Source organism: Flavobacterium hibisci, assembly GCF_020026925.1.
Classification (GTDB): domain Bacteria; phylum Bacteroidota; class Bacteroidia; order Flavobacteriales; family Flavobacteriaceae; genus Flavobacterium; species Flavobacterium hibisci.
Map to the genome: position 1 here is coordinate 48708 of NZ_JAIQDW010000008.1, position 26559 is coordinate 75266.

The 26559-nt window shown below is 34.9% G+C and carries 27 protein-coding genes and 3 tRNA genes; 16 read left to right on the forward strand and 14 right to left on the reverse strand.

All coding sequences use genetic code 11. From position 1 onward, the window contains the following. Positions 1-99: 99 nt before the first annotated feature. From K8B81_RS09910 to K8B81_RS09925, 4 genes are all read left to right on the forward strand, one after another. Positions 100-510 carry a GxxExxY protein gene (locus tag K8B81_RS09910; RefSeq protein ID WP_223681276.1) on the forward strand — a complete coding sequence of 137 codons (411 nt, stop codon included), beginning with the start codon at positions 100-102 and terminating at the stop codon, positions 508-510. A gap of 142 nt (positions 511-652) precedes the next feature. Beyond that, positions 653-976 (forward strand): SUF system Fe-S cluster assembly protein, encoded by a 324-nt coding sequence (locus K8B81_RS09915; protein WP_110307707.1) that lies wholly within the window; start codon positions 653-655, stop codon positions 974-976. A 112-nt stretch (positions 977-1088) separates the two neighbouring features. After that, positions 1089-1598 carry a DUF2480 family protein gene (locus K8B81_RS09920; protein ID WP_223681277.1) on the forward strand — a complete coding sequence of 170 codons (510 nt, stop codon included), beginning with the start codon at positions 1089-1091 and terminating at the stop codon, positions 1596-1598. 79 nt (positions 1599-1677) lie between these two features. Then, entirely contained in the window at positions 1678-2610 is a 933-nt protein-coding gene (locus K8B81_RS09925) for a DUF3078 domain-containing protein (RefSeq protein WP_223681278.1), read from the forward strand. Between the two features lie 264 nt (positions 2611-2874). Here K8B81_RS09925 and K8B81_RS09930 read toward each other — a convergent pair whose 3' ends face one another. The 3 genes from K8B81_RS09930 to K8B81_RS09940 all read right to left on the reverse strand — a co-directional run bounded on the left by K8B81_RS09930 (position 2875) and on the right by K8B81_RS09940 (position 6070). Next, positions 2875-3204: a DUF4870 domain-containing protein gene (locus tag K8B81_RS09930; RefSeq protein ID WP_223681279.1), complete on the reverse strand. Its 330-nt coding sequence runs from the start codon at positions 3202-3204 to the stop codon at positions 2875-2877. Between the two features lie 120 nt (positions 3205-3324). Further along, a complete protein-coding gene (locus tag K8B81_RS09935; protein WP_223681280.1) occupies positions 3325-4065 on the reverse strand; it encodes a LytR/AlgR family response regulator transcription factor in 741 nt (246 codons plus the stop codon). Positions 4066-4069: 4 nt separating this feature from the next. Further along, positions 4070-6070 (reverse strand): histidine kinase, encoded by a 2001-nt coding sequence (locus K8B81_RS09940; protein WP_223681281.1) that lies wholly within the window; start codon positions 6068-6070, stop codon positions 4070-4072. Positions 6071-6328: 258 nt separating this feature from the next. Here K8B81_RS09940 and K8B81_RS09945 point away from each other — a divergent pair, with 258 nt between their 5' ends. The 4 genes from K8B81_RS09945 to K8B81_RS09960 are packed head-to-tail and all read left to right on the forward strand — an operon-like array spanning position 6329 to position 8321. Beyond that, a complete protein-coding gene (locus K8B81_RS09945) occupies positions 6329-6796 on the forward strand; it encodes a hypothetical protein (RefSeq protein WP_223681282.1) in 468 nt (155 codons plus the stop codon). A gap of 2 nt (positions 6797-6798) precedes the next feature. Beyond that, entirely contained in the window at positions 6799-7266 is a 468-nt protein-coding gene (locus K8B81_RS09950; protein ID WP_223681283.1) for a hypothetical protein, read from the forward strand. Continuing rightward, on the forward strand, positions 7244-7774 hold the full coding sequence (locus K8B81_RS09955) for a hypothetical protein (protein ID WP_223681284.1): 531 nt from the start codon (positions 7244-7246) through the stop codon (positions 7772-7774). Before K8B81_RS09950 ends, K8B81_RS09955 begins: the two co-directional genes overlap by 23 nt. Positions 7775-7778: 4 nt before the next feature. Continuing rightward, positions 7779-8321: a hypothetical protein gene (locus K8B81_RS09960; protein ID WP_223681285.1), complete on the forward strand. Its 543-nt coding sequence runs from the start codon at positions 7779-7781 to the stop codon at positions 8319-8321. Between the two features lie 64 nt (positions 8322-8385). Here K8B81_RS09960 and hflX read toward each other — a convergent pair whose 3' ends face one another. The 8 genes from hflX to K8B81_RS10000 all read right to left on the reverse strand — a co-directional run bounded on the left by hflX (position 8386) and on the right by K8B81_RS10000 (position 19364). Then, positions 8386-9615 carry a GTPase HflX gene (gene hflX, locus K8B81_RS09965; protein ID WP_223681286.1) on the reverse strand — a complete coding sequence of 410 codons (1230 nt, stop codon included), beginning with the start codon at positions 9613-9615 and terminating at the stop codon, positions 8386-8388. Between the two features lie 161 nt (positions 9616-9776). After that, positions 9777-10640 carry a hypothetical protein gene (locus K8B81_RS09970; RefSeq protein ID WP_223681287.1) on the reverse strand — a complete coding sequence of 288 codons (864 nt, stop codon included), beginning with the start codon at positions 10638-10640 and terminating at the stop codon, positions 9777-9779. 125 nt (positions 10641-10765) lie between these two features. Then, positions 10766-12115, reverse strand: a complete 1350-nt coding sequence (locus tag K8B81_RS09975; protein ID WP_223681288.1) for a DUF5689 domain-containing protein — start codon at positions 12113-12115, stop codon at positions 10766-10768. A 19-nt stretch (positions 12116-12134) separates the two neighbouring features. Next, on the reverse strand, positions 12135-14972 hold the full coding sequence (locus tag K8B81_RS09980; RefSeq protein WP_223681289.1) for a carboxypeptidase-like regulatory domain-containing protein: 2838 nt from the start codon (positions 14970-14972) through the stop codon (positions 12135-12137). 295 nt (positions 14973-15267) lie between these two features. After that, on the reverse strand, positions 15268-16485 hold the full coding sequence (locus K8B81_RS09985) for an MFS transporter (protein WP_223681290.1): 1218 nt from the start codon (positions 16483-16485) through the stop codon (positions 15268-15270). A gap of 111 nt (positions 16486-16596) precedes the next feature. Next, positions 16597-17160: a DUF4256 domain-containing protein gene (locus K8B81_RS09990; protein WP_025571002.1), complete on the reverse strand. Its 564-nt coding sequence runs from the start codon at positions 17158-17160 to the stop codon at positions 16597-16599. Between the two features lie 15 nt (positions 17161-17175). Continuing rightward, positions 17176-18216, reverse strand: coding sequence for a Gfo/Idh/MocA family oxidoreductase (locus K8B81_RS09995; protein WP_223681291.1), 1041 nt, complete (start codon positions 18214-18216; stop codon positions 17176-17178). 77 nt (positions 18217-18293) lie between these two features. Continuing rightward, positions 18294-19364, reverse strand: a complete 1071-nt coding sequence (locus K8B81_RS10000) for an NADH:flavin oxidoreductase/NADH oxidase (protein ID WP_223681292.1) — start codon at positions 19362-19364, stop codon at positions 18294-18296. Between the two features lie 201 nt (positions 19365-19565). On the opposite strand from K8B81_RS10000, the gene rseP reads away from it, so the two are divergent. The 4 genes from rseP (at position 19566) to K8B81_RS10020 (ending at position 21529) form a co-directional block, all read left to right on the forward strand. Beyond that, entirely contained in the window at positions 19566-20912 is a 1347-nt protein-coding gene (gene rseP, locus K8B81_RS10005; RefSeq protein WP_223681293.1) for an RIP metalloprotease RseP, read from the forward strand. 86 nt (positions 20913-20998) lie between these two features. Continuing rightward, positions 20999-21072, forward strand: a tRNA-Asn gene (locus K8B81_RS10010). A gap of 38 nt (positions 21073-21110) precedes the next feature. Further along, positions 21111-21184 (forward strand) — tRNA-Asn (locus tag K8B81_RS10015). 54 nt (positions 21185-21238) lie between these two features. Continuing rightward, the gene (locus K8B81_RS10020; RefSeq protein ID WP_223681294.1) at positions 21239-21529 is read left to right on the forward strand and encodes a GIY-YIG nuclease family protein; all 291 of its coding nucleotides are present in this window, start codon (positions 21239-21241) and stop codon (positions 21527-21529) included. A gap of 96 nt (positions 21530-21625) precedes the next feature. Here the strand turns inward: K8B81_RS10020 and K8B81_RS10025 are convergent, their stop codons facing one another. Together K8B81_RS10025 and K8B81_RS10030 are read right to left on the reverse strand one after the other, a co-directional pair. Further along, entirely contained in the window at positions 21626-22315 is a 690-nt protein-coding gene (locus K8B81_RS10025) for a tetratricopeptide repeat protein (protein ID WP_025571011.1), read from the reverse strand. Between the two features lie 266 nt (positions 22316-22581). Further along, a tRNA-Leu gene (locus K8B81_RS10030) sits at positions 22582-22661 on the reverse strand. 284 nt (positions 22662-22945) lie between these two features. On the opposite strand from K8B81_RS10030, the gene K8B81_RS10035 reads away from it, so the two are divergent. Both K8B81_RS10035 and K8B81_RS10040 read left to right on the forward strand, forming a co-directional pair. Beyond that, a complete protein-coding gene (locus K8B81_RS10035) occupies positions 22946-23887 on the forward strand; it encodes a ribose-phosphate pyrophosphokinase (protein ID WP_025571014.1) in 942 nt (313 codons plus the stop codon). Between the two features lie 70 nt (positions 23888-23957). Then, a complete protein-coding gene (locus K8B81_RS10040) occupies positions 23958-24569 on the forward strand; it encodes a 50S ribosomal protein L25/general stress protein Ctc (protein WP_223681295.1) in 612 nt (203 codons plus the stop codon). 167 nt (positions 24570-24736) lie between these two features. Here the strand turns inward: K8B81_RS10040 and K8B81_RS20950 are convergent, their stop codons facing one another. Further along, the gene (locus K8B81_RS20950; protein ID WP_262902705.1) at positions 24737-24871 is read right to left on the reverse strand and encodes a hypothetical protein; all 135 of its coding nucleotides are present in this window, start codon (positions 24869-24871) and stop codon (positions 24737-24739) included. A gap of 228 nt (positions 24872-25099) precedes the next feature. On the opposite strand from K8B81_RS20950, the gene pth reads away from it, so the two are divergent. Continuing rightward, on the forward strand, positions 25100-25777 hold the full coding sequence (gene pth, locus K8B81_RS10045; RefSeq protein ID WP_223681296.1) for an aminoacyl-tRNA hydrolase: 678 nt from the start codon (positions 25100-25102) through the stop codon (positions 25775-25777). A 136-nt stretch (positions 25778-25913) separates the two neighbouring features. Further along, positions 25914-26522, forward strand: a complete 609-nt coding sequence (locus K8B81_RS10050) for a superoxide dismutase (RefSeq protein WP_223681297.1) — start codon at positions 25914-25916, stop codon at positions 26520-26522. Positions 26523-26559 lie beyond the last annotated feature (37 nt).

A 26559-nucleotide genomic window follows, 5' to 3' on the forward strand; every position in this document is an offset into this window, starting at 1 on the left:
AAGCAAAGAAAGTTTAATACTCCATAATTAAATGAACTTATATGATGAAAAAAAAGTAGGCTTTATCTTTCTTTTTTTTTATTATTGTGAAAAAAATGCATGATAACAAAGAAATATTTGACTGATTTAATTTATCAGGTAAACGGAGCAGCGATTGAAGTTCATAAAAATATTGGTGCAGGACTTTTAGAAAACATTTATCATCAGTGTCTGATAAGAGAATTATCTTTAAGAGGAATTAATTTTCAGTCTGAGTTGATTATTCCGGTTGAATACAAGGGTTTAGTATTGGAATCAGATTTAAGATGTGATTTATTTATAGAAAATTGTTTAGTTCTTGAATTAAAATCTGTTGATAAAATTATTCCGGTTCATATTGCCAAATTAATGTCTTATATGAAACTTTTAAAGTCTCCAATAGGACTAATGATAAACTTTAATGTCACAAATATTTATCACGAAGGCCAAAAAACATACGTCAACGAATTATACCGCTGGCTCAAAGATTAAAAAAAATAAAAATTAAACCATATAAGTTATATAAGGAAATTTAAGTTCGCTTCTTAAATGCTCTTTTATTATCCGACACAAATAGGTTTCAAAAATTAAATGAACTTACATAACTTATATGGTGGAAAAAAAACACAAAAAAATGGAACAAGAAATAGACACAAACGAGTTAGGAGAATCAATTGTAAAGGTTTTAAAAACGATTTACGATCCTGAGATTCCTGTTGATATTTATGAGCTAGGATTAATTTACGACGTAATGGTAAATACGGATTACGAAGTAAAAATCCTGATGACCTTAACATCTCCAAATTGTCCGGTTGCGGAAAGTCTGCCAAGAGAAGTAGAAGAAAAAGTAAAAACCATCGAAAACGTAAAAGATGTAGATGTTGAAATTACTTTTGATCCGCCTTGGAGTAAAGATTTAATGAGCGAAGAAGCTAAATTAGAATTAGGAATGCTTTAATATTTGTTTCAGGTTAAAAGTTTCAAGTTTCAGGTTGCGCAAACTTGACTCGAGAACTTTGTTCGAACAGGCGAAGCAAACTTGAAACCTAAAACTTGAAACTATTTTTCACATGGAAGAAATTATCAATAAAGTTGCCAATAGTGCCTTAGAAGTTTTTGATTTAGAGGATTATTACCCAAAAGGAATGCGTGTTCAGATTGACATTTCGCAATGGCTTTTGGAAGGTTTTTTATTGAAAGAAAAAGACTTTAGGGAACACCTTAAAAATCACGACTGGACACAATATCAGGATCAGTATGTGGCGGTACATTGCAGTACTGATGCTATTATTCCTGCCTGGGCATTGATATTGGTTTCAGTTCATTTGGCTCCTTATGCGAAAAAAACAGTAAACGGGACAATCGAAGATTTAGATGCCAGTTTATACGAAGAAATTTTAAGTAAAATTGATTATTCCGTTTACCAAAGTAAACCGGTAATCGTAAAAGGCTGTTCTAAAAAACCTGTTCCTATGCGTGCTTATATTTTGGCAACTACCTATTTACAGCCTTTTGCAAGAAGCATTATGTATGGAGAGGCATGTTCTGCTGTACCACTTTACAAAGAATCTAAGAAATAACTTTCCTTTATAACCCAATAAACTCTCGGGCTTTAGCGTTTTTAGTCTTATATTTGTTACTACACTAAACTAAACAACCATGAGAAAGATAGCTTTATTACTATTCGTTTTAGCGAACTTTACATTTGTTCAGGCTCAAAATACCGAAAATGAATTAATTCAGAATACCGAAAAAGCGGTAACTAAGATAAATGATACTATTGAAGGCGAAGGCTGGAAAACAAAAGGAAATCTTTCTTTATTATTAAATCAGTCCAGTTTTAATAACTGGCTTGCCGGAGGTGAAGACAGTTTTTCAGGAACTTTAGGAATCAACTACGATTTCAATTACAAAAAGGATGATCTTACCTGGGATAACAAAATTTTAGCTTCATACGGAATCTTACAAACTAAAAACACCGATTTCGGAAAAAAGACAGATGACCGTTTAGAGTTTAATTCGATTGTTGGAAAAAGAGCTTTTGGAGAATGGTATTACTCTTATTTTTTAAACTTTAGAACTCAATTTACAACAGGCTACATCTACGATAAGGATGTAAACGGAAAAGAAATCAGAACAGAAAACACCAAATTTATGTCTCCGGGTTATCTGACAACCGGTCCCGGTATTTACTGGTCAAAAGATGAAAATCTAAAAATAAACTTTGCACCTTTAACTTCAAAATTCACTTTTGTGGACAGTGCCTATACGTCAGGAGCTGGTTATGTAAATGGTGAGTATTTTGGTGTAGATGCCAATAAAAGCATGCGATACGAATTAGGTTTTTATGCTGCGGTGTATTACAAACTTGCCCTTATGACCAACGTAACCGCAGAAAATTCGCTGAATTTATATTCTAATTATCTGGAAGACCCGCAAAATGTAGATATCAATTACTCTTTGAATATTATCATGAAAGTCAATAAATTCCTTTCTGCAAACCTTTCATTTCAGGCTATCTATGATGATAACGCCTTTAGAGGATTTCAGACCAGGGAAGTTTTTGGTTTAGGAGTTAATTTCGGATTTTAATCAAAGTCCGGAGCAGCACAATTGGTTTTACAATAGCATGATGTCCCGCCATTCGCTATATCTTTGCTTGCCATAAAGAAGGCAAGCAAAGGATGTCGCTGCTGTCGTGGCTAATTAAGAACAATCGGTTTTTTATCAAATTTTAATTTTTGTTACAATAAAAAGAAAGATTCCCAACACTCTTAGTGTGAAAACCAAGATTGTTGAGAATCATTTTCTACTTTTCCAAAAATAAAAACGTCAGCTAAAAAAGATAATTTGATATTAGTCTATAAAACCAAATTTATCTTCAAAAATTTTTCCAATCACCGGAATTGGTTTTTTCTGTTCGTTGGCAGCGTTGATGATGCCAAAAATCCATAAGATAAAAATGGCATAGCCAATGTAGCTTAGGAAATACAATGAAGTCACAGTTGCAATAACCACAGAAAGAATAATGTTTACGGCGAAAGAAACTAAAAAGATTCCAAAGCCTTGTTTCAGATGGTAGGTTACCAAATCGCTTTTTGGGTTTAAATCTTTACTTTTTACAAAAGCTACAATCCAGCCAATGATAGTGATGTAGCTTAAGATAGACAGGGTTTTATTGTTCATGTTATAGTTATTTACTGAATCAAAAATAGTAGTAACTATTGTAAGTCAAAACCCGGACTTTGTCTTCTGCAGCTTCCGGTTGGTATTTAGTTTCTTTAAACAGGTATTACGTATTGAAGGTTATATTTCATCTTTCATCAGTTTAAAAAACTGCTCTTTTTTTGCCCTTGAAATAGGCACAAAAGATTTATCATTCATCTGGACCATTCCTTCACGGGAGTAACTTACAATGCAATTCACATTTATCAGATGTGATTGATGTATCCTGAAAAATTCAGGTGGTTCCAGCAGATCTTCATAATTTTTGAGTGGTTTGGAAACCATAATTTTTCTGCCGTCCGTAAGCAAAAAAGTCGTGTAAGAGCCAGAAGTTTCACATCTTATGATTTGCTCGAGCTTTACTACATACATCGCTTCCTGCGTTGGCAGGATAATCCGGTCCGGTGTTTTTGAAAGATTGGTTTGTAATTCAGTAAGTTGTTGTTTTTCCAGAACCCTTTCCTGTAAAAGAGCAATACGGTCTATAGCGGTTTTCAGTTCTTCCGGATCTATGGGTTTCAAAAGATAATCAATGGCACTGTATTTAAAAGCATTAATGGCATGCTGTTCGTATGCGGTTGTAAAAATCAGGTGAAAGGAATTAAAAGTAATTTGCTGCAGCACATCAAAACCGGTTCCATTTTTCAGCATGATGTCCATAAAAACCAGATCCGGTTTTAAACGGTCAATGAGTTTTACGGCTTCTTCAACGCTTTCGGCGTAAGCCACAACCTGAATTTCATCAGGGGCTGTCATTTCGAGCATTATAGATAAAGCCTCCCTGAGTCGCTGTTCATCTTCAATAATAATAGTTTTGTACATTTTATTATAGTATTGGAATATTTAAAATTACGATACAGCCCGGTCCTTCATCTGCATCGCGTTCCCGAACCTCAAATCCTGCATACGGATTTTCTTTCTGCATTTTGCTTAACCTTTCGTCTGTAATTTTGGTAGACAATGATTCGTGATTGTCTTTTAGTTTCAGTTTTCGGGAAGCCGCTAAACCGATTCCGTTATCTTTAATGGTACAGATCAGGTTTTTTTCATCTGTGTGTTGTGTAAAATGAATAGTAATGAGCCCATTAATTTCTTTTACCTGAGGTTTCAGTCCATGTTCAACGGCGTTTTCTATAAAAGGCTGGATCAATAATGGTGGTATAAGAACATCGGTTTCAACAGTTTCATCGCATTCAATTACATATTCGAAACCGTTATTAAGGCGCAATTGCTGGAGTTCGATATAATTTTTTAAAGTGTTTATTTCTTCGTCAAGCGAAATGGTTTCTTTACGGGATTGCTCCAAAACTTGTCTGGTGAGTTTCGCAAATTTATTCAGATAAGAAACGGCTGGAAGCGTATCTTTTTGCAGAATCATGCTCTGGATATTTCCCAAAGCATTAAAAATAAAATGCGGGTCCATTTGAGAACGCAGCAATCTTCTTTCCATAGCAAGACGTGCAGAGAGATTTTCTATTGTTTCTTTTTCCATCAACTGTACTTTAAGTTCGGTATTGGCCTGTTCCTGTTTCAGGAAATCTTCACGCTTCTGGTAATAACGCTGACGATAATAATAGGAACGAAACATAAACACTAATCCAATCAGTAAAACACCGGCAATTCCGTAACCCAATAATTTGTTTTTTTGTACCAACTGGTTTTCGAGTTCCAGTTGTTTGATGCGCTCTATTTTTTTTGAAGATTCATAACGTACATCAGCATTTTGCAATACTTTTTGAGCAGATTCATCATATTTTAACTCATTGTATTTAACATATTCTGCATCATAATTGTAGTAAGCCTCAAAATCTTTTCGTTTCGCTGCAACATCTTTGAGGGAATTGTAAAAAGCAGCTAAAAGGTAATTATCTGTATAAGGAAGGCTTTTTTGGTATTTTATTCCTTCAATAAATAATAATTCAGCTTTGGTATAATCCCCTTTTTCTGTAAAATAAAATCCCTTAAGCCCTATGGCACTTCGGTAAATGATTCTGATATTGTATTGTTTCGCAATAGCGGTTGCTTTTTCCAGGTTTTTCAAAAATGCTTTTTCATCAATAGGTTTTGGCCCTTTCGAATAAAGGTCGGCCAGATTGATATACGCAATTCCGATATTGCTTTTACTTACTATTGAGCTGGCATGTTTTTCAGCAAAATCAACCGTTTTGTTAAAAAAAGTTATTGCTTTCTGCCATTCGGCACTGTCTGAAGTTTCAAGATTATCAGTTAAGTAGCTTCCAAAAGCAAGGCGTGCGTGCAGCATACTTTCAGCATCACCGGCTTTAGCAGCATGATATAAAGCTTCCCGTGCATATTTTTCGACTTTAGCTGGTGACGCCGGATAAAAAAGATACGATATATCGGCAGCAATTTTAGAACACTGATCAGAAGCTTGCGCTTTTGCAAAAAGTTTATAGGAAGACAGAAGATATTTTAACGCCTGAGGTTTTTCATCGATATATGATTTCAACGATCCCATAGCGAGGAATGCATACGCTTTCGGCCTTATTTTATTGGTTTTGCCTGATAAATAATAAGCACTGTCGGCATAGTGTGAAAATTGTTTTAAGTGCAGTAACCGTCTTTGGGTTAATGCTAAATACGAATAGCAAATAATTTTGTCCTCTATACTGTTTTTCTTTTTTGCCTGATTTAATGCCAGCTGCAGCATTTTTTTGCAGGAAGCTGTATCCGAGAAACGTTTAGAATATCCATAAGCGGCCAAATTTTCTGTAGCAGAAGCTTTTTGCGCATGGACTGAAATCCCAAAAAAAACAAATAACAACAGGAAAGAAATGTATTTTAAATGGGCGTTTTTTAAGGGCAAAAATATTGGTTTGAAGTGCATAGATATCGATATTACTGAGGAAAAGTACAAATTGTCTGATTACCGGCCAAACATTTTCAGGCTGAAAAATCAATTTGTAAAGAGGGTTCTAAATTAGCCATAAAGTTTGTTTTTACTGATAAACCTCAACTCTGACCAAATAAAAATCTAATCCTGCCATATACCAATTCCGAATTGTTCTGAGGTTTACTAAATAGTAATCTTGCTATAAATATTTTTTTAAAACAAATCTAAATTATGAATAAGAAAAAGTTTACATTAATACTAATAGCCTTTTGTTTTTTGACCACACTGAGTTATGGACAACAGGAAGACAAACGTGTTAAAATAGAAATCACGGTAAAAGACGGAAATAAAACTATTGTAGCACCGGTTCGTTCTGCGACATTTTCTTTTACGACTTCAACAAATAATGTTACCACGACTGATGGTACTGAAAAAAAAGAGCAGACAAAGAATTATTATTTTTCTATAGATTTCGAGAGGCAGAATGTGGCGTTATTAAAAGCTTTTATGACTAATAAAAACGGGCTAGACGGATACATCACAATGGTGGATTCTTACGGTAAAATGCCTTCCAGGAAATTAGAATTTACAAAAGCAAACATAGATTCTTTAAGCGATCAATTGACCGCGGATTATACCAGCTCGTATATGTCAATAGTAGCTGCTACACTGATTATTGATGGTGTAAAAGTTGAATAACTATGGAAGCATTACAAAAATTCACAAAAAACGGAAACCAGTATGTCATGAAAAGACAATACGGTTTTGGACTCATTGTAGTTTTCGGAATGGCAGCATTCTCTTTTGCAGGCGTATTGATAAGTAACACAGCGATGATCTGGATTTTTGGAATTTTGACTGTTTTATGTCTGATTTCCATTTTTATAAATCACGTTGTGATCGATATGGACCAAAAAGAAATCCTCATCAAAAATGCCCTGATTATTCCGCCGGTTCGGATTCCGCTCAGTGATTTTGTTAATTTTGAAGTCGTACGAACCACTCAGTATTTCTTCACCATAAATGTTTCTTTGAATCTGTATTATATGAAAAATGGCAAAGAACAATGCAGCGGTATCGCACAGGGGTTTACAGCCAGATCTATGCAAAATTTACTTAACGAAATTCAGGAAATTATAAATACAGATGAACATTCAGGAAAAATATAATATCGAAGAAACACTCAATACGTTTTCTTTGTGCCCCAAAAAGCCATCACTTGTTATGTCATGGTGGTTTTTAGCGGGTATTATTGCCGGTATTTTGATTTTATCGTTTTTTGATCATCGGCTTGATGAAGCAATGCGATGGGCAATTTATATCTTGATGGGTTATTTTGTATTGCATAGTTTATATGATATACAAATAGGAAGTAAAATACGTTATACTTTTGATGCAAAAGAAAATACAGTTTACAAAAGCAGTCCGTTAAGAGCTAAAAGAAAAATCATGAAACTGGAAGAGATCGTAATTTTTGTGCACTCAGAAATGGGAAGCTGGTATTATGCATTAGGTGCCCATAAAAGTCAGTTTATAAAAAGTTATATCATAAGCGAAAGCTTTAGTTCAGGTAAAAAAAGCGAAACAAAACAGCATGCGTATGAAAATTTTGTTTTAATGAAAATTGAAAAATTGCAGTCTTCAGTTATAAAAAAGGCGGAAACCCAAAACCAGTAATAAGATGAAATTTAAAATTATTTTTATCCTTTTTTTGTCGGCTATTGTTTCTTCTTGTAACCTGCTAAATGATAGTCCGAATCAGGTTTTTGAGGTCATTGGTCTTAATGCAAATAAAATTCCTAAAAGTTTTGAACGCTTATTTAAAGAGTTTTATCAACAAAAAATAAATGGCAGTTTACAAGTGCCGACAACGGATAATAAATCGATGCGTCCTGGCACGTGTGTAGAGTCTATAAACTATTGGTATGGAAATACGTTCAAGGAGGACATCAAAAAAATAAAAAAATTAAAGGTTGAGGAAGAAGCCAAACCGATTGTCAAAGCCGCTTTAGATTTGTTTGAATATGCCGATGAAATACAAAAAACAGATTTTGTAATAATCGCTAAAATGATTGATGAAGGTAAAACGGAGGAAGAAATCAATAATGCCAGCAGAAAACTAGACGATACCAAAGGCATATTGCTGGATAAAAAATATGAAAGCGTCATGAAATTGTTATTGCCTTATGCTGATAAAAATGGCGTTGAATATAAGACATTTTAGTATTAACAAAAAATCCCTTTTGATTTTTCAAAAGGGATTTTTTGTTTTTAATTTTTTCAGAGATTTATTCCTCTTCCTTCTCAACGGCATCCTTATAATCCGGATACAGAAATTTATTATAAGGAAATCTCGTAATGTGAATCTGGCGAACCGCTTCGTATACGATTTCTCTAAACTCCTCAAAATTTTCTTTTTGTGTAGCCGAAATAAACAACGCTTTATTCTGGCCAACATTACTCATCCAGGTTTGTTTCCACTCCTCAAGAGTGTAATGTTTTCTGGTTTTTTCGGTAATCAAATCATCATCGTCAATGGTTAGATGTTTGTAGGCATCAATTTTATTAAAAACCATAATAGTTGGTTTGTCATTGCTTTTGATTTCCAGTAAAGTCTGGTTTACAGATTCAATATGATCTTCAAAATCCGGGTGCGAAATATCTACGACATGTAATAATAAATCGGCTTCACGAACTTCATCAAGTGTACTTTTAAAAGAATCTACCAATTGAGTTGGCAGTTTTCGAATAAAACCTACAGTGTCTGAAAGCAAAAAAGGCAGATTTTTAATCACCACTTTTCGGACTGTAGTGTCTAGAGTTGCAAATAGTTTATTTTCGACAAAAACATCACTTTTTCCAATCGCATTCATCAAAGTCGATTTTCCCACATTCGTATAACCAACTAAGGCAACACGCACCATTGCACCGCGATTGCTGCGCTGAATGCTCATTTGCTTATCGATTGTTTTGATTTTGTCTTTCAGTAACGAAATACGATCACGAACAATACGTCTGTCGGTTTCGATCTCAGTTTCTCCCGGACCACGCATACCAATACCTCCTTTTTGACGCTCAAGGTGTGTCCATAAACCCGAAAGTCTTGGCAGTAAATATTGACATTGTGCCAGTTCTACCTGAGTTCTTGCATAGGATGTTTCGGCTCTTTGCGCAAAAATATCCAGAATCAGATTGGTTCTGTCCAGAATTTTACAGTCAATAATTCGTGAAATGTTCTTTTGCTGTGAAGGGGTTAATTCATCATCAAAAATAACAGTCGATATGGCGTTTTCTTTTACAAAAAGATTGATTTCATCTATTTTTCCGGTACCCACAAAAGTCTTAGGGTTTGGGCGTTCCATTTTTTGCGAAAAGCGTTTGATCACTTCTCCGCCGGCCGTAAAAGTTAAAAACTCTAATTCGTCCAGATATTCTTGTAGTTTCTCTTCACTTTGATTTTGAGTCACAATACCAACGATGGCTGTTCTTTCAAAATTTATTACTTCTTTTTCTAACATAGCTTTGAATAAGCTGCAAATTTAATGATTTGTAAATAGAATACTTATAGAATTTAGTTTTTAAGTTCTATTTAAGAAATTGTTATAGTCTCTAAAAAATGAAAACCATTTAGAAATTTACTTTTCTAAATGGTTTTAAAGGATATCAGAGAATAGAGTTTTTATTCGTAAATAAACGTTTTCTCCGTCTTTACAATTCCGTTTTCCTCAATTTGAGAACATGAGATCGGGAAATTCAGTTTGTTGTATTTGTACTTTCTGCTTACAGCAACTAAAGCTGTTGAAGTAGGACTAAAGTTAACTTCGTTATTATACGATATAGATTCGAAGCTAAATTCACTTTCATGATACGAAATCATGGGTACAATAATTTTGTAATTATCGCCAAATAAATTCTGAACGATTAACTGATCTACCGATTTTTTATCATCAAAAGTATAGGTTTTGGATATTTTGTCTCCCACAAGACCTTTGTGTTTAGATACGTTGTCGTTCACATACACATATTCAATTTTACCAATAATAGCTTTGTTTCTGTCACGTGAGGTACGTCTGACGATAATGCCGTTCTCAACAATATATTCAATATCTTCAAGCACATTCTGATGGTTGGTACTTTTCTTTGTTATGGCTTTAATCCTGGCTCCATCATAATTAAAAGTTACTGTTTTAGTGATATAATCATTCCCTTCATGATACTTATTTACAAACTTTGTAATGTTGTTATCTGCGTCATAAGTATAATTGACAACTTCTTTCCAGTCACTTCCTATTTTATCCTTTACAGTCATATCCAGTAATCCGTTTTTGTTATAAAAGAATTTCTGAATAACATCTGAGGTAGTGATGGTTTCGATTTTTCCATCTTTAAAAACAACTGTTTTGTTTACAATTTCACCGTCTTTAGAATTTTGATAATTTGTTTTTACGATGTTAATTTGTTTCAATCGAACCGGATTGTCCTGACTGTGCAACAAACCGGTAGAAACCATTGCAAGAATGGCTAGCAGGTAAATTTTTTTCATAAGAAGTTTTAATTTGGGATGACCAAAATACAAAATTCTATTAAATTTTAACAATCAAACAACTGAAAAACACAATAATTAGATTTTTATTACTGTAAGTCATTGGATTATATTGTTTTCGAAACTTATTTTTCTCCAAACATTTTTACATCATCAACCATAAATGCTCCATTAAGAGTTTTATCTTTTCCTGATCCGGTATATTTAAATGCAATATTGACATTTCCTGAATAAGCAGATAAATCAATCCCTCCTGAACTAATAAACTGGCGTGTGGGCGTAGAAAGCGACGCTATTTTGGCATTTAATTTTATCCAGGTGGCTTTATCTACTTCTGATCCGTCAAAATTCGTTGAGATATAAACTTCTAAACCATTCAAAGGCGAATCAACTTTTAAGTCATGTTGCGCACTTCTAAAAGAAAATACCGTATTTTTATAATTCGTCAAATTAATTTTTGGGGTTATGAGCCATGCAACATTTTCTGCTGCTGTCGTGCTGGTGGTATTAAATTCGGCATATCCGTTTCCGGCAGTAACCATAGTTCTCCATAATTTCGAAGCTTTTTCTACAATATTGCTCCAGTCTGGTAATGCGAAATTGACATTATTTGTAACCGTTTGAAAATCTTCAGTAAAAAACGGAACGTTACTTTTACCATTCATAACAACATCTTTTTCAGAACGTACCATTAACTGATAATCAGAACCATATTTGGTTAAAATTCCGCGCACTTTTCCGCTTCCCTCCGGAACTAAATGGGTCGAAAAATCGGCAAAACTGCTCGTCCTGAAAATAATCTGATTTCCGGATTTGTCTCTTATGCCCCAATTCGTAGATCCTCCAACATTATTCGCTTCTTCAAAATAATGACGGCCAATAGCCGCTTCTAAAAACTGGACATCTGATAATTCTATAAGTGTGTTTAGTTTACTGTCCTCCAAAGCTTCTTCAATAGAAATTGAATTCACTAATTCATCTTCATTCATCATCGTACATGATGCATGTAGTACATTTTTATAATCATTTTGGGAAATTCTTCCAACAGATGCGGTTCCCGAACTGCCTTCGTACAAACTTCCAATCCGCATTCCGCCATAAAATAAATCGGTAAACTGATCTTTTAATTTTATATAGACTTTATTTCCAATACGGTAATCAATGTAAGTATTTGTCGCATCCACAGCAATACTAAAACCTACAGACGGTTTGGTTTCTGTTGCTAAAGTCTGAAGATACAGGATTTTGAAAAAATTTCCGTTTTCGTCGCTTGAAACCACATACGCTTCAATTACATCATCATAAACATATTTTGTAGCAGTAATAGTAGCTGTTTTCAACACATCTTCAGCGGTTCTGTTTATCTTTAAATCAGGTTGTGTGCATTCTAATTTTGGAACAGCCACATCTTCACTGCAATTGCAAAAAAGCAATACAAATAATATAGAAATAAGGTTTTTATAGTTGTTTTTCATTTGGAAAAAGTTTTTTAAATTATAAACTGATTGTTAGGTTTACGAAATAAGTTCTCCCGTAGCCATAAAAATATTTTGGGCCGAAAGAAGGCGTTCCGCTGGAAACATCCTGATTCAATTCTCTAAAATTGGAATTTCTTGCCTGTTCAAATCCTCCGGTTTTATACTTAAAATCAAAGACGTTATTGATGCTGGCAAAAAGCCCTATTGTAGTCTTATGAATACGCCAGGACTTTCCGCCTGTCATATTTAAGAGCGTGACAGGATTTAATTTTTCCTGTTTAAGCAGCATTTTGGCTCGTTCTTCTGAAGCTTCCGGAAAATTGAAACCACTTGCCGGATTGATATAAAACCTTGATGTTCTTGTAATTGGCGAAACATCGATGTAACGGTCTGTGATGTAATTAATATTCGCAGAGAGCCACCAGAATTTAGGATCATGATATTCCATTCCGAATGAAAATGCCTGCTGTGGCATTCCGGATTGCTTGTAATTTTTGAGTAATGATTGACCAAAATCAAAAGTTGTTTCCGCATCAGCAATGGCCGCATTTGCATCGTTGGTGATAGAAACATTTGGATTGCTGTTATAAATGTAACTTCCGTAAGCAGCTGAAAAGACAGTTTTAAGAGTAGACGAAAATGGATATTCCAGACTTAACTCAGCACCAATGTTTTTCTTGTCTAAGTTGGTTAATGTTTGACTTACAAAGGCATCCGTATTATCATAGCCGGCTCCATCGTCAAATATTCCTTCTGCATAAAAGAAGGATGTTTTTGTTGTATTTTTTATCAAGGCATAATAACCGGAAATACGCATTTTAAGTTTTGGTGAGTGGTAAACATAATTGATATCAGCACTGCTTAAGGTTTCATTTTCGATTCCGTTTACAATTGAATTGTTTAGCCTTGAATTAGAAAAAGTATTTCGGAGTGAAGGTGCTTTGGTTTGATATATTCCACTAAAAAACAACCATTGTTTTCCTGAAATTTTATAGTTAAGTCCGCCCTTGAATCCGAAATTTTCAAAATTTACTTTTTGGCTTTTGCCAAATGAATTTTCCGGATAAATACCATTTTGATACAAACCTTCTCTCTGGTATTTTGAAGCAAAAAATGAATTTCCCAGATAAAAGTCTATTTTTTTATACACAAATCTAAACTGCGTAAAAGCTTCTGCTGTTGTGGCATAAAAATTAAAATTATAACCGTAACGATCTCCTGTTTTTACCTGGCGATCGGGGTTTTTTAAATCCGACTGCGACTGATTTCCTTTATAAAATGAATCAATATCTTCAAAGTACACACCGCCTAATAAATCCAGCAGATGCTGAAAATTGTGTGATTTTAGATTCTTAAAAAGTATTCCGCCGCTAAAAAATATATTTTCTGAAAGCTGCGTGTTGAGGTTTGAATTTACAGCTAATGTTTTGTCATCGGTTCTGTCTTCATACAAAACATAATTACTTTTTGAAGGTTCGTATCCTGTAATGCTTCCTTCAGAATTGCTTATAGGTTTCTGATTCGCTCTGTACAATGCATCCCAGTCGATTTGTGAATTTTGTAAAAATAATGTTCTGCTTATTGCTGCATTTTCATAATCAGGAGTAAATGCTCCTGAAAATTCTCCCTTGTCAGCCGAATAAAGGGAGGTAAAATAACTCGGCAATTTTCTGTAATAAGTGGGGTCAGGACTGTCTGCGTTTTGAAAATCAATATTGCTGTTTCCAACTTTTCCAAATTGGTACATAATGGCAGATGTGAGGTTAGCATGGTCATTAATTTTAAAATAATGATTGAGCATCAGCAAAGGTTCTTCGACGTTTTTTACTCTTGCATTTCGTTTTTCGCCACTTTGATATCCCCAATACGAGTTATATTGCTCCGATTTTAAATTGATAACTTCATCAGTATTTGGCGAATTTTTTCCACGTGCATTTGGTGTAAAAAAACCGGTAAAATTTAAAGAATGTTTCGGATTTAATTTTTTCTCGATACTTATAAAAAAAGAGTTCGCATCATACTTTGTTCCTTCAAAATAGCCTTCGTCAGCCCAGCGTTTTCCAACCGAATAAACATAAGACCAGCCGGAAGATTTCATGCCCGAAGCATAGGTAATCATGGTTCTCCAGTTGTAATTGGTATTGGTTCCTGAAAAAGACATCCGGATTCCCTTTCTATAAGCTGATGCCTGTGTGAAGATTTGCTGTGTGCCTAAAATCCCTCCAAAAGTATAATCAGAAGGAGCAGCGCCAATGGTAAACTCCTGATTTCTGAGAACATCATTTAGTCCGCCCCAATTATTCCACTGGGGTCTTCCATCGTAAATTTTATTCATTTTAACGCCATTAAGCATCATCGTTGCGTTTTCGCTGTCTAATCCGCGGAGGCTAAATCGGGCTTGTCCCCAATTGAATGCTGCTGCCTGCAGAAAAGCATCTTTGGAAGATTGCAAAAGTCCGGAAGTAGTTTCTGATGAACTGTTGTCTTCGTTCAGGTCGCTTTCTAAAAGGGAAATAATTGTGGTTTGAAAATTTTCAATCTGGTCTTCTTCTAATAATAAGATTCCGAGATTTACTTTTTGACCAGCATTCGTATTTACTTTCAGAAGCAGATCCCTGTAACCCTGACTGTGTATTAAAAGCAGTTGCTCGCCGGGCAAAGTAGTATGTAATTCGAAAGTTCCATCATTTTTGGTCAGCTGCATTAAAGCTGAATTTTGTATACTAACGACTGCATTTTCTAAAGGATTCTGAGTTTTAGAATCCATAACGCGCCCAGAAAAAATAGTTTCTTTTTGGGCTGAAGCAATTTTAAAAATAAAAAGGAGTATAAGAACGGGTAATTTTTTGTGCATGTAAACCGAATTAATTAAAAAAACCCTCTTCTTTTTTACAAGAAAAGGGTATAAATCTTTTTTGACTGAAATTTTTGAATTCAGAAAATTTCAGTCAAAAAAACCAAATTGAGTTTGGAAATGCAAATGTTTGAAAGTAGATAATTAGTGGTATTTCAATTTTCCAAACAAATAATAAGTTTATATCAGGTCTGAATTATATTACAAAGGTAAAGTAAAAAATGTTTTTATTTCTTTTTTCCTATTAAATATTTTTAGAAATCAAAAATATTTTGTGTAATTAATAATTTTAGATTTACGCCGATACTTTTATTTTCGAAACCATAAAAGCGATCAAAACGCCAAATATTCCGATAAAGGCAAAGGAAAACTGAAGTCCGAAGGTTTCTGCAATATATCCAATAACAGGAGGTCCCATAAGAAATCCAAGGAAGCTGACACTTGAAACAATAGTTAGGGCTTCTCCGGCAGAAACACTCTCATTTTTACCGGCAAGGCTATAAACGGTAGGAACTATAGTAGAAACGCCCAGACCAACAACCATAAAAGCAATTGTACTAGGAATAATATACGGAAAGAAAACAGCGGTAAAAAGCCCAAGTGAAATCATACAGCCACTAATTTGCATGACACGTTTCCGGCCAAATTTATTATTCATGGCATCACCGATAAAGCGCCCGCTGGCCATCATAATCATAAAGGAAGTATATCCTAAAATTACCAAGGCGCCCGGTGCTTTTACGATATCTTTAAAATAAATACCGCTCCAGTCAAACATGACACCTTCGCTTGCCATGCTGCAAAAGCCAATTATACCCAGCCATAATAAGGAACTATCGGGTCTGGTAAATAATTTTTTGCCTTCTTTTTTGGGTTTGATTTTTTCTTTTGCCTTAACTAAAAATTTAAAATTAAAAACAATCATTACTACTACAACAGCAGCAACAATTAAAAAATGCTGATACGGATTTAGGTTAAGAGACAGCATTCCTAAACCTACCAATGCACCTGTAAATCCTGCAAAACTCCACATGCCATGAAAAGAAGACATGATGTTTTTTTTGAAGAGTGTTTCGGTGTAAACTCCCTGAGTATTTACGGCAATATTGGCTAAATTCCCGAATATGCCAAAAGTAAATAATCCCATCGAAAGCTGAAACGCACTTGCAGCCAGACCTAAATTGGTCAGACTGAAAACATACATAATTAAAGAGAAAATCAAAATGCGGTGACTCCCAAATTTGGTTACCATTTTTCCCGAAAAAGGCATAATGATCAATTGCCCCACAGGAAGCGCAAAAAGCACAGAACCTAATTCGGCTTCACTTAAATGTAAAGCCGTTTTAATATCCGGAATTCTGCTTGCCCAGGTGGCAAAGCTTAAACCCATTCCAAAATAAAACATGCTAACGGCAAAACGAATTCTGTTTAAATAGGACGCTTTTGCCTCACGATAGACTTTTTTAATTTTTCCTTTGGTCTGGAATAAAGCTAATGGATTGAAATCTATCACAGAAATGCATTTTAAATTTGAAGATACAAAGGTATAGAATTCCTATTTTAAAGATAGAGAACAACGAATTGTCTATTAAATATACAACGTTATTGTTTATAAATTGTGAATTTAAACACTTAATGCTCCCCGAAAACCTCTTGCAGCATAATATGACTGGGCACCATTGTGATATACAAATACTGTATTGTAGCGAAAATCTGCAAAAAGGGCGCCGCCAAGTTTTCTGATTTCAGCAGGGGTTTTGATCCAGCTCGATGTTTTTTCGTCAAATTTTCCAAGCTGCTGTAATGCCCTGTATTGTTCTTCATTGAGTAGTTCAATACCCATTGTAGCAGCCATTTCAATAACATTATTCTCAGGCTTATGTTCTTTTCTGGATTCCTGGGCTTCGTTATCGTAACAAAGACTTCTTCGTCCTTTTGGGCTTTCTGCCGAACAGTCATAAAAAATGTATTGGTTAGTATTTTCATCGAAAGAAACCACATCCGGTTCGCCTCCGGTTTTCTCCATTTCATTTAGAGACCATAATTTTTCAGGATGGGATTCCAACTTTATTTGTACTTTGTCCCAATCTATATTTTGGTGCCGGTTTTTGTTTTTCTCAAAACGGGTTTTAAGAGTTTTAAGCAGCTGTTCAAGCTCTTCTGGTAATAATTCTTTTTTATTTTTCATGACTGTATGTTTGAATTACAAATCAATAATTTTTTTCTGCTGGTTACTCGCAATTGCGGCTTCGATGATCTGCATTACTTTTACACCGTCCTGAGCTGTAACCGGTTCGGGTTTATTATTGGCAATAGCATCATAAACACCATCAAAATATTCAAAATAATTTCCCTGAAGGGTTTTGATTTTTTCACGAATTGGTTTTCCGTCAATTTCGGTATGCAGGATCCCTTCAAAATTGTCTAATTCTGTTCCCCAGGAATCACGGTTTGGTTTTTTACCAATTTTGAGTTCATCTTCCTGAACATCGCCGCGCTGTTTTAGGAAAGAGCCTTTTTTACCGTGAATGCTATAGGAAGGATTGGCTTCTCTCACAAAATAGCCAGCTTTTAATCGCACTCTGAAATCTTTATAAATCAATAACAAATCGATCCAGTCATCTACTACTGTATTTTCTCTGGTATAACGAATATCTGCAAAAACCGATTTTGGCGAACCAAACAGACAAACGGCCTGATCGATTAAATGCGGGCCCAAATCTTTCAGGATTCCGGCTCCGTCGTTTACAGTTTCTTTATGCAGTTTCGGACTTAATACGGGATTGTATCTGTCAAAATGAAATTCGGCTTCGACAAGATCTCCTAAAACACCGTCATTGATTACTTTCTGAATCGTTTTAAAATCGCTGTCCCACCTTCTGTTCTGGAAAACGGCAAGCTTTAAACCTTTTTCTTTAGCGATTTGGGCCAGTTCCTTGGCTTCAGCTGCGGTTGTCGTAAATGCTTTTTCAACAACAGCATGTTTTCCTGCCAAAAGTACTTTTTTAGCATATTCATAATGTGTTCCGACTGGCGTGTTTACAATTACCAAATCGACATCATCGGTCAATAATTCATCAATTGAAGCATAACTTTTTACAGTAGGATAATCTTCCTGAATCAGTTTTTTACTTCTTTCCCACGAACCTAATAATTCAAAACCCGGGTGAAGATCTAAAAAAGGAGCGTGAAAAACTTTTCCCGACATTCCGTATGATAAAAGTGCTGTTTTTATTTTTTGCATTGTTAGATGTTTTTTCTGCCACGAATTCACAAATTATTTTAAAAATTTTAATTCCTAAAGTGTGTGGCTAAATAAATTTATAGTTTAGCTCTTTCATATTGTTTTGGCCATTGAACCTCATTGTTCAATTCTCTTGCAAAATCCAAAGGCATGTTTGGGTTTCTGAGTGATTCTCTGGCAAACAAAATTAAGTCGGCCTGACCGTTATTCAAAATTTCTTCGGCTTGTTGTGCTTCTGTAATCAAACCAACTGTTCCCGTTAACATATCGGATTCTTCTTTTACTTTTTCTGCAAAAGGAACCTGATAGCCCGGTCCAAGTGTGATTTTTTGATGTGAAACTAATCCGCCAGACGAAACATCAATTAAATCTACTCCTTTTTCTTTTAATAGTTGCGAAAGCTGTACAGATTCTTCCGGGTTCCATCCATTTTCTGCCCAGTCTGTAGCAGAAATTCGAACGAATAAGGGCAAATTTGAAGGCCATTCGGTCTGAACGGCTTCAACGATTTCTAATGTAAAACGGACTCTGTTTTCAAAACTTCCGCCATATTCATCGGTTCTGACATTCGTTAAAGGGGATAAAAACTGATGCAGCAAATATCCATGTGCAGCATGGATTTCGACAACCTGATAACCGGCTTCAACAGCTCTTTTAGCAGCAGCTTTAAAATCAGAAATCACTTTTTGGATTCCGCTTTTATCCAAAGCTTTAGGAAGAAACGGCTCGTTTTCATGATACGGGACAGCACTTGGCGCAACCGTCTGCCATCCGCCATGAGCGAAATCTAACTTTTTATTTCCTTCCCACGGGGCAGAAACACTTGCTTTTCTCCCAGCATGAGCCAATTGAATTCCCGGAATTGAATGCTGAGAAACAATAAACGTATTGATTTGTTTTAGCTTTTCGATATGCTCATCTTTCCAGATTCCAAGATCAGCAGGAGAAATTCTGGCTTCCGGAGAAACCGCAGTGGCTTCCTGGATAATCAATCCGGCGCCTCCGCTGGCACGGCTTCCCAAATGAACCAGATGCCAGTCGTTTGCAAATCCATCAACTGAAGAATACTGGCACATGGGCGAAATAACGATTCTGTTTTTTAAAGTGATATTTTTTATAGTAAGCGGAGAAAATAATAATGAGTCCATAAAATGTAACTTTTAATGTATTTGAGCTACCAATTGGTAGGTTAGTGCATGAAAAAGTAAAGTTACAGCATCTTCATAAAAGTAGAAATCCAAATGTTTATTAATTAACAAACATTTAAAACCTTATATGTTATCTTGCACCTTAAATTAAATTAGAAAACGCTACTTTTGTGCGTTAAAATTACGAACTAAAAATACAAAATGGATATAGTTATCAAACTCTCTCAATTTCTATTGAGTTTATCATTACTTATTATTCTGCACGAATTAGGGCATTTTATTCCTGCTAAATTATTTAAAACGAGAGTCGAAAAATTTTACTTATTTTTTGATGTGAAATTTTCTTTGTTTAAAAAACAAATTGGCGAAACGGTTTACGGTATCGGATGGCTGCCACTTGGAGGTTATGTAAAAATCTCCGGAATGATAGACGAAAGTATGGACAAAGAGCAAATGGCTCTGCCTCCACAACCTTGGGAATTTCGTTCTAAACCGGCATGGCAGCGTTTGATTATTATGTTAGGAGGGGTTACAGTAAACTTTATTCTTGCTTTTATTATATATATAGGTATGGCGTTTGTTTATGGTGATACGTATGTGGCTAATGCAGATTTGAAAGATGGTATTTGGGTAACCAATCCTGCAATTGAAAAGGCAGGAATACAAACGGGAGATAAAATTATTGCTGTTAACGGAAAGAAAATGGATCGTTACAATGATATCGCTAAGAACTTATACATGGGGAAAGAAGTCACGGTAGAGAGAAACAATGAAACAAAAACTATTAAGTTTCCTATTAACATCATTAATAAGATTAGTAACTCTGGAGTAAAACATTCTTTAGTAGAAATGAGAATTCCGTTTGTGGTTAGTGGATTCCAGAAAGGTTCTCCTAACACTAAAACTTTACAAAAAGCTGATATCATAACTCACGTAAATGGGATTCCTCTAAAATATGCAGATGAAGTAGCTTCACAGTTTAAAAATTTTAGTGGAAAAACTGTTCCTGTAACAATAAAAAGGGATAATAAAATCATTCAGACAACCATAAAGTTCAATAATAAATCTCAGGCAGGAATAGAGTATCCTCATAGATTACCTTATTCTAATCTTGAAAAATTGAATCTTTATAAAATTAATCGTGAGCAATATACTTTTGCAGAGTCTATTCCAATTGGAATTAGAACAGGAGCAAACGGATTGGTTGAATATGCAGGTCAGCTTAAAACGATATTCAATCCTAAAACAGAAGCTTATAAAGAAGTAGGTGGTTTTGCTGCAATTTTTAATATTTTTCCTGAATTTTGGAGCTGGGAAGCTTTCTGGTCAATCACTGCTTTATTGTCAATTATGCTTGGCGTAATGAATTTATTGCCAATTCCGGCACTTGACGGAGGTCATGTGATGTTTTTATTGTACGAAATTATTAGTGGTAAAAAACCGAGCGATAAATTCCTTGAGAATGCCCAAATGGTTGGTTTCGTTCTACTTATCACACTGCTTTTGTTTGCAAACGGAAACGATATTTACAAGGCAATTGTCAAGTAAAAAAAATATTTTTTAAAAAGAGTTAAAATATTTTTGAGAAACTAAAAATTCAATTATATTTGCACTCGCTAAAAAGAGCAACAACTTCCTCCTTAGCTCAGTTGGTTAGAGCATCTGACTGTTAATCAGAGGGTCCTTGGTTCGAGCCCAAGAGGGGGAGCAACTTTTTTTAGCAAACATATTTACCTTTAAGGTGATTCCTCCTTAGCTCAGTTGGTTAGAGCATCTGACTGTTAATCAGAGGGTCCTTGGTTCGAGCCCAAGAGGGGGAGCTTATTAAAAGACTATCATGAAAATGATAGTCTTTTTTTTTTTAAATTAAAAATATGAATTACGTTTATATTCTTCATTCTGCTAAATTGAATCGATTTTATACTGGCTTTACAGCGGATTTTGATACAAGATTAGATTTTCACTTGAATTCAGAGCAGGAACGAAAATTCACTTATAAAGCAGATGACTGGATTGTTTTTCTGAAAATAGAATGCGAATCAAAGTCGCAAGCTTTGGCGATTGAAAAGCATATCAAAAATATGAAAAGCAAAATCTACATTGAAAACCTATTACGATATCCTGAAATCATAAATAAATTACTTGAAAAATATAAAGACTGTTAATCAGAGCCCCGAAAGCTTTCGGGGTTGGTTCGAGCCCAAGAGGGGAGCAAAAAAGACTATCAGAAATGATGGTCTTTTTTTTGTTTCGGACCTATTCTATTTTTTGGTCATTGCAAGAGCTGTGTTTTTATTTTCAAATAATTTAAGCATTTCTTCTGATTTTTCTGGCTGGTTGATTGCTTTTAGGGATTTGGCACATCGTAAATAAAATACAGGTTCTGAGTTTTCTTCAAGGTTAAATAATTCCAGGTAATATTTAGCAGCCGCTTCAAAATCATTTTCAAAATAAAATTTATCGGCAACCTTTTTAAGCATGTCTGCAGATTTATACCCTTTGTCCAGAACATTTGCATAAGTACTTAAGATATCTACGTTTATGGATTTTTTGCTTTGCGCGGGAACTGTGGTCCTGATCGTAATGGGTTGAATGGTTTTGTCGGTTTTAATTATTACGGTTTTTGTGGGGGCTATAGGTTTGGTTTCTTTAACGTATGTCTTTTTGTATATTGCGGTTACCGTTCTGGTGTTGTTAGGTCCCAGGTCGTAGGTGTTAACCATGTTGAGTTTTGAGACTTCGTATGTTGTGATTCTCTTTTTTCCGTTAGCGAGGTTAATTACTTCTTCTACACAGTAAGATTCTATAACAAGGTCTTCTCTGGACTTGTCGTCAAACTTTAATGGTGCTTTCCGAACGTCTGGATTGGTGATTACCTGACTTACCTGACCAAAACAATTCAATGAAAAAACACCTGCAAATACTATAAAGTGTATTGTATAGGTTTTCATGATAATTAAAATAAAGTTGAGAGCTGTATTGAAATTATATAGTAAAGGTATTTATTATGTTGTGTTTGTATTTGTTTTGACGCTTAACTGTTATTAAAATCGTTTAAGTGTTTGATTTAGTGTGCTGAGTGTGTTCTTTTTAAAATAAAAATTGTCGAACCATTAAGTTCGATGAAGGTAATTGAGGTTTTTGATTAGTGGTAGTAGGAGTTAAGAAGGGCTTAAAAAAGAAAAAGCTGTCAAAAATGACAGCTTTTCCGTTAATGTACCCGGAGCCGGAGTCGAACCGGCACGGTTTCCCACAGGTGTTTGAGACCAGCGCGTCTACCAATTCCGCCATCCGGGCTTAGCAGACGAAAAAACAATCAAAATTTGATTATTTTAACGCAATAGAATAAGCTATAATGTGCTTATTCTTTTAACACGGTGCAAATGTAAAAAATTAAATTAAAAGTTCTACTAAAAATACTCGAAAATTTCCTTTCAGTCTCCAATAAATTTTCTAAATTTGCACCTCGTTAAAACGAAGCACACACAACTAACTACATCCGAGGCAGATACAGGAATTTGGCTAAAAAATAAATTTAGCCGGAACTCCGAAGAAACCAAGGAATAAAACAACAAATTATAATGTCGCACCTAGAACCAGAAGCTAAAATTTTTGCTTGTTCACAAAGTGTTTATCTTGCAGAAAAAATTGCAAAAGAGTACGGAATTCCGTTAGGAAAAGTAACCATGTCAACGTATAGCGATGGAGAATTTCAGCCGTCTTACGAAGAATCAATAAGAGGTTTACGCGTTTTTATCGTGTGTTCAACTTTTCCAACAGCCGATAATTTGATGGAATTGTTATTGATGATTGATGCTGCAAAACGTGCATCAGCAAGACATATTACAGCTGTAATGCCTTATTTTGGCTGGGCAAGACAGGATAGAAAAGACAAGCCAAGAGTTCCGATAGGAGCAAAATTAGTAGCCAATTTATTAAGTGCTGCAGGAGCAACAAGAGTAATGACAATGGATTTGCACGCAGATCAAATTCAGGGGTTTTTCGAAAAGCCGGTGGATCATTTATTTGCTTCTACCATCTTTTTACCATATGTAGAAAGTTTAGGTCTTGAGAATTTGACGATTGCATCACCGGACATGGGAGGTTCAAAAAGAGCCTATGCATATTCTAAGTTTTTACAATCAGATGTAGTTATCTGTTATAAACAAAGAAAAGCAGCCAACGTTATCGACACTATGGAGCTTATTGGTGAAGTAAAAGGTCGTAACGTAATCCTGGTAGACGACATGATCGATACAGGAGGTACTTTAGCGAAAGCTGCAGACCTAATGATCGAAAAAGGAGCACTAAGCGTAAGGGCAATCTGTACGCACCCAATATTATCAGGAGGGGCATACGAGAAAATTGAAAACTCGAAACTAACAGAATTAATCGTTACAGATTCGATTCCGTTAAAAAAAGAGTCAAAAAAAATCAGGGTAGTGAGTTGTGCACCTCTTTTTGCAGAAGTTATGCACATGGTACACCACAACAATTCCATAAGTGGAAAATTTATAATGTAGGCATTGCAGAAAAGAAGCAATTTCACTACAATAAAATTTGAATATTTTTTAATAACTATATTTTTTTACAATGAAATCAATTACAATTAAAGGATCAGAAAGAGAAAGCGTGGGCAAATTGTCAACTAAAGCCTTACGTAATGCTGGAGCGGTTCCTTGCGTGTTATACGGAGGAAATCAGGCAGTACACTTCTCAGCAGAAGCTGCGGCTTTCAAAAACTTGGTTTACACTCCAAACGCACACACAGTTGTGATTGAGCTTGGAAAAGGAAAATCATTCAATGCAATTTTGCAGGACATCCAGGTTCACCCTGTAACTGACAAAATTTTACACATCGACTTCTTCCAGTTATTTGACGACAAAGAAATCACAATGGAAGTTCCTGTGAAAATCGTTGGTACATCTAAAGGTGTTCTTGCGGGCGGTGTTTTACGTTTAAACCAACGTAAATTAAAAGTTAAAGCTTTACCAGCAAATCTTCCTGATTTTGTTGAAGCTGACATCACACCACTTGAAATGGGTAACAAATTATATGTTACTAAAGTTGGAAAGCCAGATTACAAAATTATGCACCCTGACAACACAGTTGTGGCTCAGGTAAGAATTTCTCGTGCTGCTATGAAAGCTGCTCAGGAAGCTGCAAAAGCTGCAAAAGCACCTGCAAAAGGAAAGAAAAAATAATTTTTTTTCAATTATACAAAAAGCATCAATCGAAAGGTTGGTGCTTTTTTTTGTTTTAAAGGTTCTGAGTTGCTAAGGTTCTAAGTTTTCATATGTCAGGAGGAGCAAAGTCGAAACGTCGCGCAAAAAAAATAATTATCTAATTCCCACATTCTCGAATTATCTAATTATTTTTTAGGAGCAGAAATTTCAGGGTTTTTCAAGACGTGACGTTCCTGCCATCTGCTAAATCTTTTCCCGGCTAAAGAAGCCGGAAAAAGGATACCGCTGCTGTCAGGGCTAGAAAGAGATTTAGTTTTCATAAGATTTTAAAATACCAAGTTGCTGAAATTTCAAGAAAATCTTTTTCTTTCTTTAAAGGCCTTATAGAATTTTTAGTATTAAAAAAATCTGCTTCATCTGCAAAATCTGCGCGAACCCTTTTATAGCAAACTTTGGTTAAATAAGTCGTACAGAAATCAATTATCTAATTTTCAAATTATCTAATTGACACATTTCCTAATTCCCCAATTAACCTTACTTTTGCAAATATGATAAAATGGATAAATAGCCTGTTTTCATCAACATCAAAAGAAGAGAACAAAGAAGATAACATCAAAACAGAGGTCCACGAACACCAAAAAAATAATATAAAAAGCGTGAGTAAAAAATATTTAATCGTAGGATTAGGAAATATCGGAGCCGAATATGTAAATACAAGACATAACATCGGATTCAAGGTTTTGGATTTTTTAGCCCGAAAAGAAAGCCTTTCTTTCGAAACCGTAAAATTAGGAGCTTTAGCTGAGTATAAGTTTAAAGGAAGAACATTGTTGCTGCTTAAGCCAAATACGTACATGAACCTTAGCGGTAAGGCCGTAAAATACTGGATGGATAAAGAAAATATTCCATTGGAAAATATTCTGATCATTACAGATGATTTAAACTTATCTTTCGGAACCATCCGAATCAAGCCAAAAGGAAGTGATGGAGGCCACAACGGACTTAAAAACATAAATCTGGTTTTGAATACACAGCAATATACCCGTTTTAGGTTTGGTATTAGTGATCAGTTCAAAAAAGGACAACAGGTTGATTATGTTTTAGGAGAATGGAATGAAGAAGAAAAAGCAAAACTACCAGAAAGATTAGAAGTTGCATCTGAAATTATAAAATCTTTTGGTACCGCAGGTTTAGAAAATACAATGACGACTTTTAACGGAAAATAAAGATTTACAAGTATTTATGTCTTAAAAAGCCAAATTATCAATTAATTAAATTGAATTATAACGAAATAGTATTTTCTATTACAAAGTTAAATGTTTAAATTTGGATAAATTAATATAAATCATAAAATCATATATCATGGCTTTTGAATTACCACAATTACCTTATGCTTATGACGCATTAGAACCACATATTGATGCGCGTACAATGGAAATCCACCATACTAAACATCATAATGCATACACAACAAACCTAAATGCTGCTATTGAAGGAACAGATTTAGAAGGAAAAACTATCGAAAACATCCTAATCAATTTAGATAAATCAAACGCTGCAGTTCGTAACAATGGCGGAGGTTTCTATAACCACAATTTGTTCTGGACTGTAATGTCTCCAAACGGCGGCGGATTGCCAACAGGTGATTTGTTAGCTGCAATTGAAGCTTCTTTCGGAACTTTCGAAGAGTTTAAAGCGAAATTTGCTAAAGCAGGAGCAACACAATTTGGTTCTGGATGGGCTTGGTTATGCGTTCAAAAAGGAGGAAAATTAGAAGTTTGCGGAACTCCAAATCAGGACAATCCATTAATGCCGGAAGTAGGCTGCGGTGGAACACCAATTTTAGGAATGGATGTTTGGGAGCATGCTTACTACTTAAACTACCAAAACAGAAGACCAGATTATATTGAAGCTTTCTTCAGTGTAATCAACTGGACAGAAGTGGCAAGAAGATTTGCTTTAGAAAAGTAATCTTTTTTCAAATAAAAATAAACCCGATTAGTTCATT

Excerpts from the sequence above, each read along its gene's own strand:
- K8B81_RS09910 (WP_223681276.1), top strand. The coding sequence starts at position 100 with ATGATAACAAAGAAATATTTGACTGATTTAATTTATCAGGTAAACGGA.
- K8B81_RS09915 (WP_110307707.1), top strand. The coding sequence starts at position 653 with ATGGAACAAGAAATAGACACAAACGAGTTAGGAGAATCAATTGTAAAG.
- K8B81_RS09920 (WP_223681277.1), top strand. The coding sequence starts at position 1,089 with ATGGAAGAAATTATCAATAAAGTTGCCAATAGTGCCTTAGAAGTTTTT.
- K8B81_RS09925 (WP_223681278.1), top strand. The coding sequence starts at position 1,678 with ATGAGAAAGATAGCTTTATTACTATTCGTTTTAGCGAACTTTACATTT.
- K8B81_RS09930 (WP_223681279.1), bottom strand. The coding sequence starts at position 3,204 with ATGAACAATAAAACCCTGTCTATCTTAAGCTACATCACTATCATTGGC.
- K8B81_RS09935 (WP_223681280.1), bottom strand. The coding sequence starts at position 4,065 with ATGTACAAAACTATTATTATTGAAGATGAACAGCGACTCAGGGAGGCT.
- K8B81_RS09945 (WP_223681282.1), top strand. The coding sequence starts at position 6,329 with ATGAATAAGAAAAAGTTTACATTAATACTAATAGCCTTTTGTTTTTTG.
- K8B81_RS09950 (WP_223681283.1), top strand. The coding sequence starts at position 6,799 with ATGGAAGCATTACAAAAATTCACAAAAAACGGAAACCAGTATGTCATG.
- K8B81_RS09955 (WP_223681284.1), top strand. The coding sequence starts at position 7,244 with ATGAACATTCAGGAAAAATATAATATCGAAGAAACACTCAATACGTTT.
- K8B81_RS09960 (WP_223681285.1), top strand. The coding sequence starts at position 7,779 with ATGAAATTTAAAATTATTTTTATCCTTTTTTTGTCGGCTATTGTTTCT.
- hflX (WP_223681286.1), bottom strand. The coding sequence starts at position 9,615 with ATGTTAGAAAAAGAAGTAATAAATTTTGAAAGAACAGCCATCGTTGGT.
- K8B81_RS09970 (WP_223681287.1), bottom strand. The coding sequence starts at position 10,640 with ATGAAAAAAATTTACCTGCTAGCCATTCTTGCAATGGTTTCTACCGGT.
- K8B81_RS09975 (WP_223681288.1), bottom strand. The coding sequence starts at position 12,115 with ATGAAAAACAACTATAAAAACCTTATTTCTATATTATTTGTATTGCTT.
- K8B81_RS09980 (WP_223681289.1), bottom strand. The coding sequence starts at position 14,972 with ATGCACAAAAAATTACCCGTTCTTATACTCCTTTTTATTTTTAAAATT.
- K8B81_RS09990 (WP_025571002.1), bottom strand. The coding sequence starts at position 17,160 with ATGAAAAATAAAAAAGAATTATTACCAGAAGAGCTTGAACAGCTGCTT.
- K8B81_RS09995 (WP_223681291.1), bottom strand. The coding sequence starts at position 18,216 with ATGCAAAAAATAAAAACAGCACTTTTATCATACGGAATGTCGGGAAAA.
- K8B81_RS10000 (WP_223681292.1), bottom strand. The coding sequence starts at position 19,364 with ATGGACTCATTATTATTTTCTCCGCTTACTATAAAAAATATCACTTTA.
- rseP (WP_223681293.1), top strand. The coding sequence starts at position 19,566 with ATGGATATAGTTATCAAACTCTCTCAATTTCTATTGAGTTTATCATTA.
- K8B81_RS10020 (WP_223681294.1), top strand. The coding sequence starts at position 21,239 with ATGAATTACGTTTATATTCTTCATTCTGCTAAATTGAATCGATTTTAT.
- K8B81_RS10025 (WP_025571011.1), bottom strand. The coding sequence starts at position 22,315 with ATGAAAACCTATACAATACACTTTATAGTATTTGCAGGTGTTTTTTCA.
- K8B81_RS10035 (WP_025571014.1), top strand. The coding sequence starts at position 22,946 with ATGTCGCACCTAGAACCAGAAGCTAAAATTTTTGCTTGTTCACAAAGT.
- K8B81_RS10040 (WP_223681295.1), top strand. The coding sequence starts at position 23,958 with ATGAAATCAATTACAATTAAAGGATCAGAAAGAGAAAGCGTGGGCAAA.
- K8B81_RS20950 (WP_262902705.1), bottom strand. The coding sequence starts at position 24,871 with ATGAAAACTAAATCTCTTTCTAGCCCTGACAGCAGCGGTATCCTTTTT.
- pth (WP_223681296.1), top strand. The coding sequence starts at position 25,100 with ATGATAAAATGGATAAATAGCCTGTTTTCATCAACATCAAAAGAAGAG.
- K8B81_RS10050 (WP_223681297.1), top strand. The coding sequence starts at position 25,914 with ATGGCTTTTGAATTACCACAATTACCTTATGCTTATGACGCATTAGAA.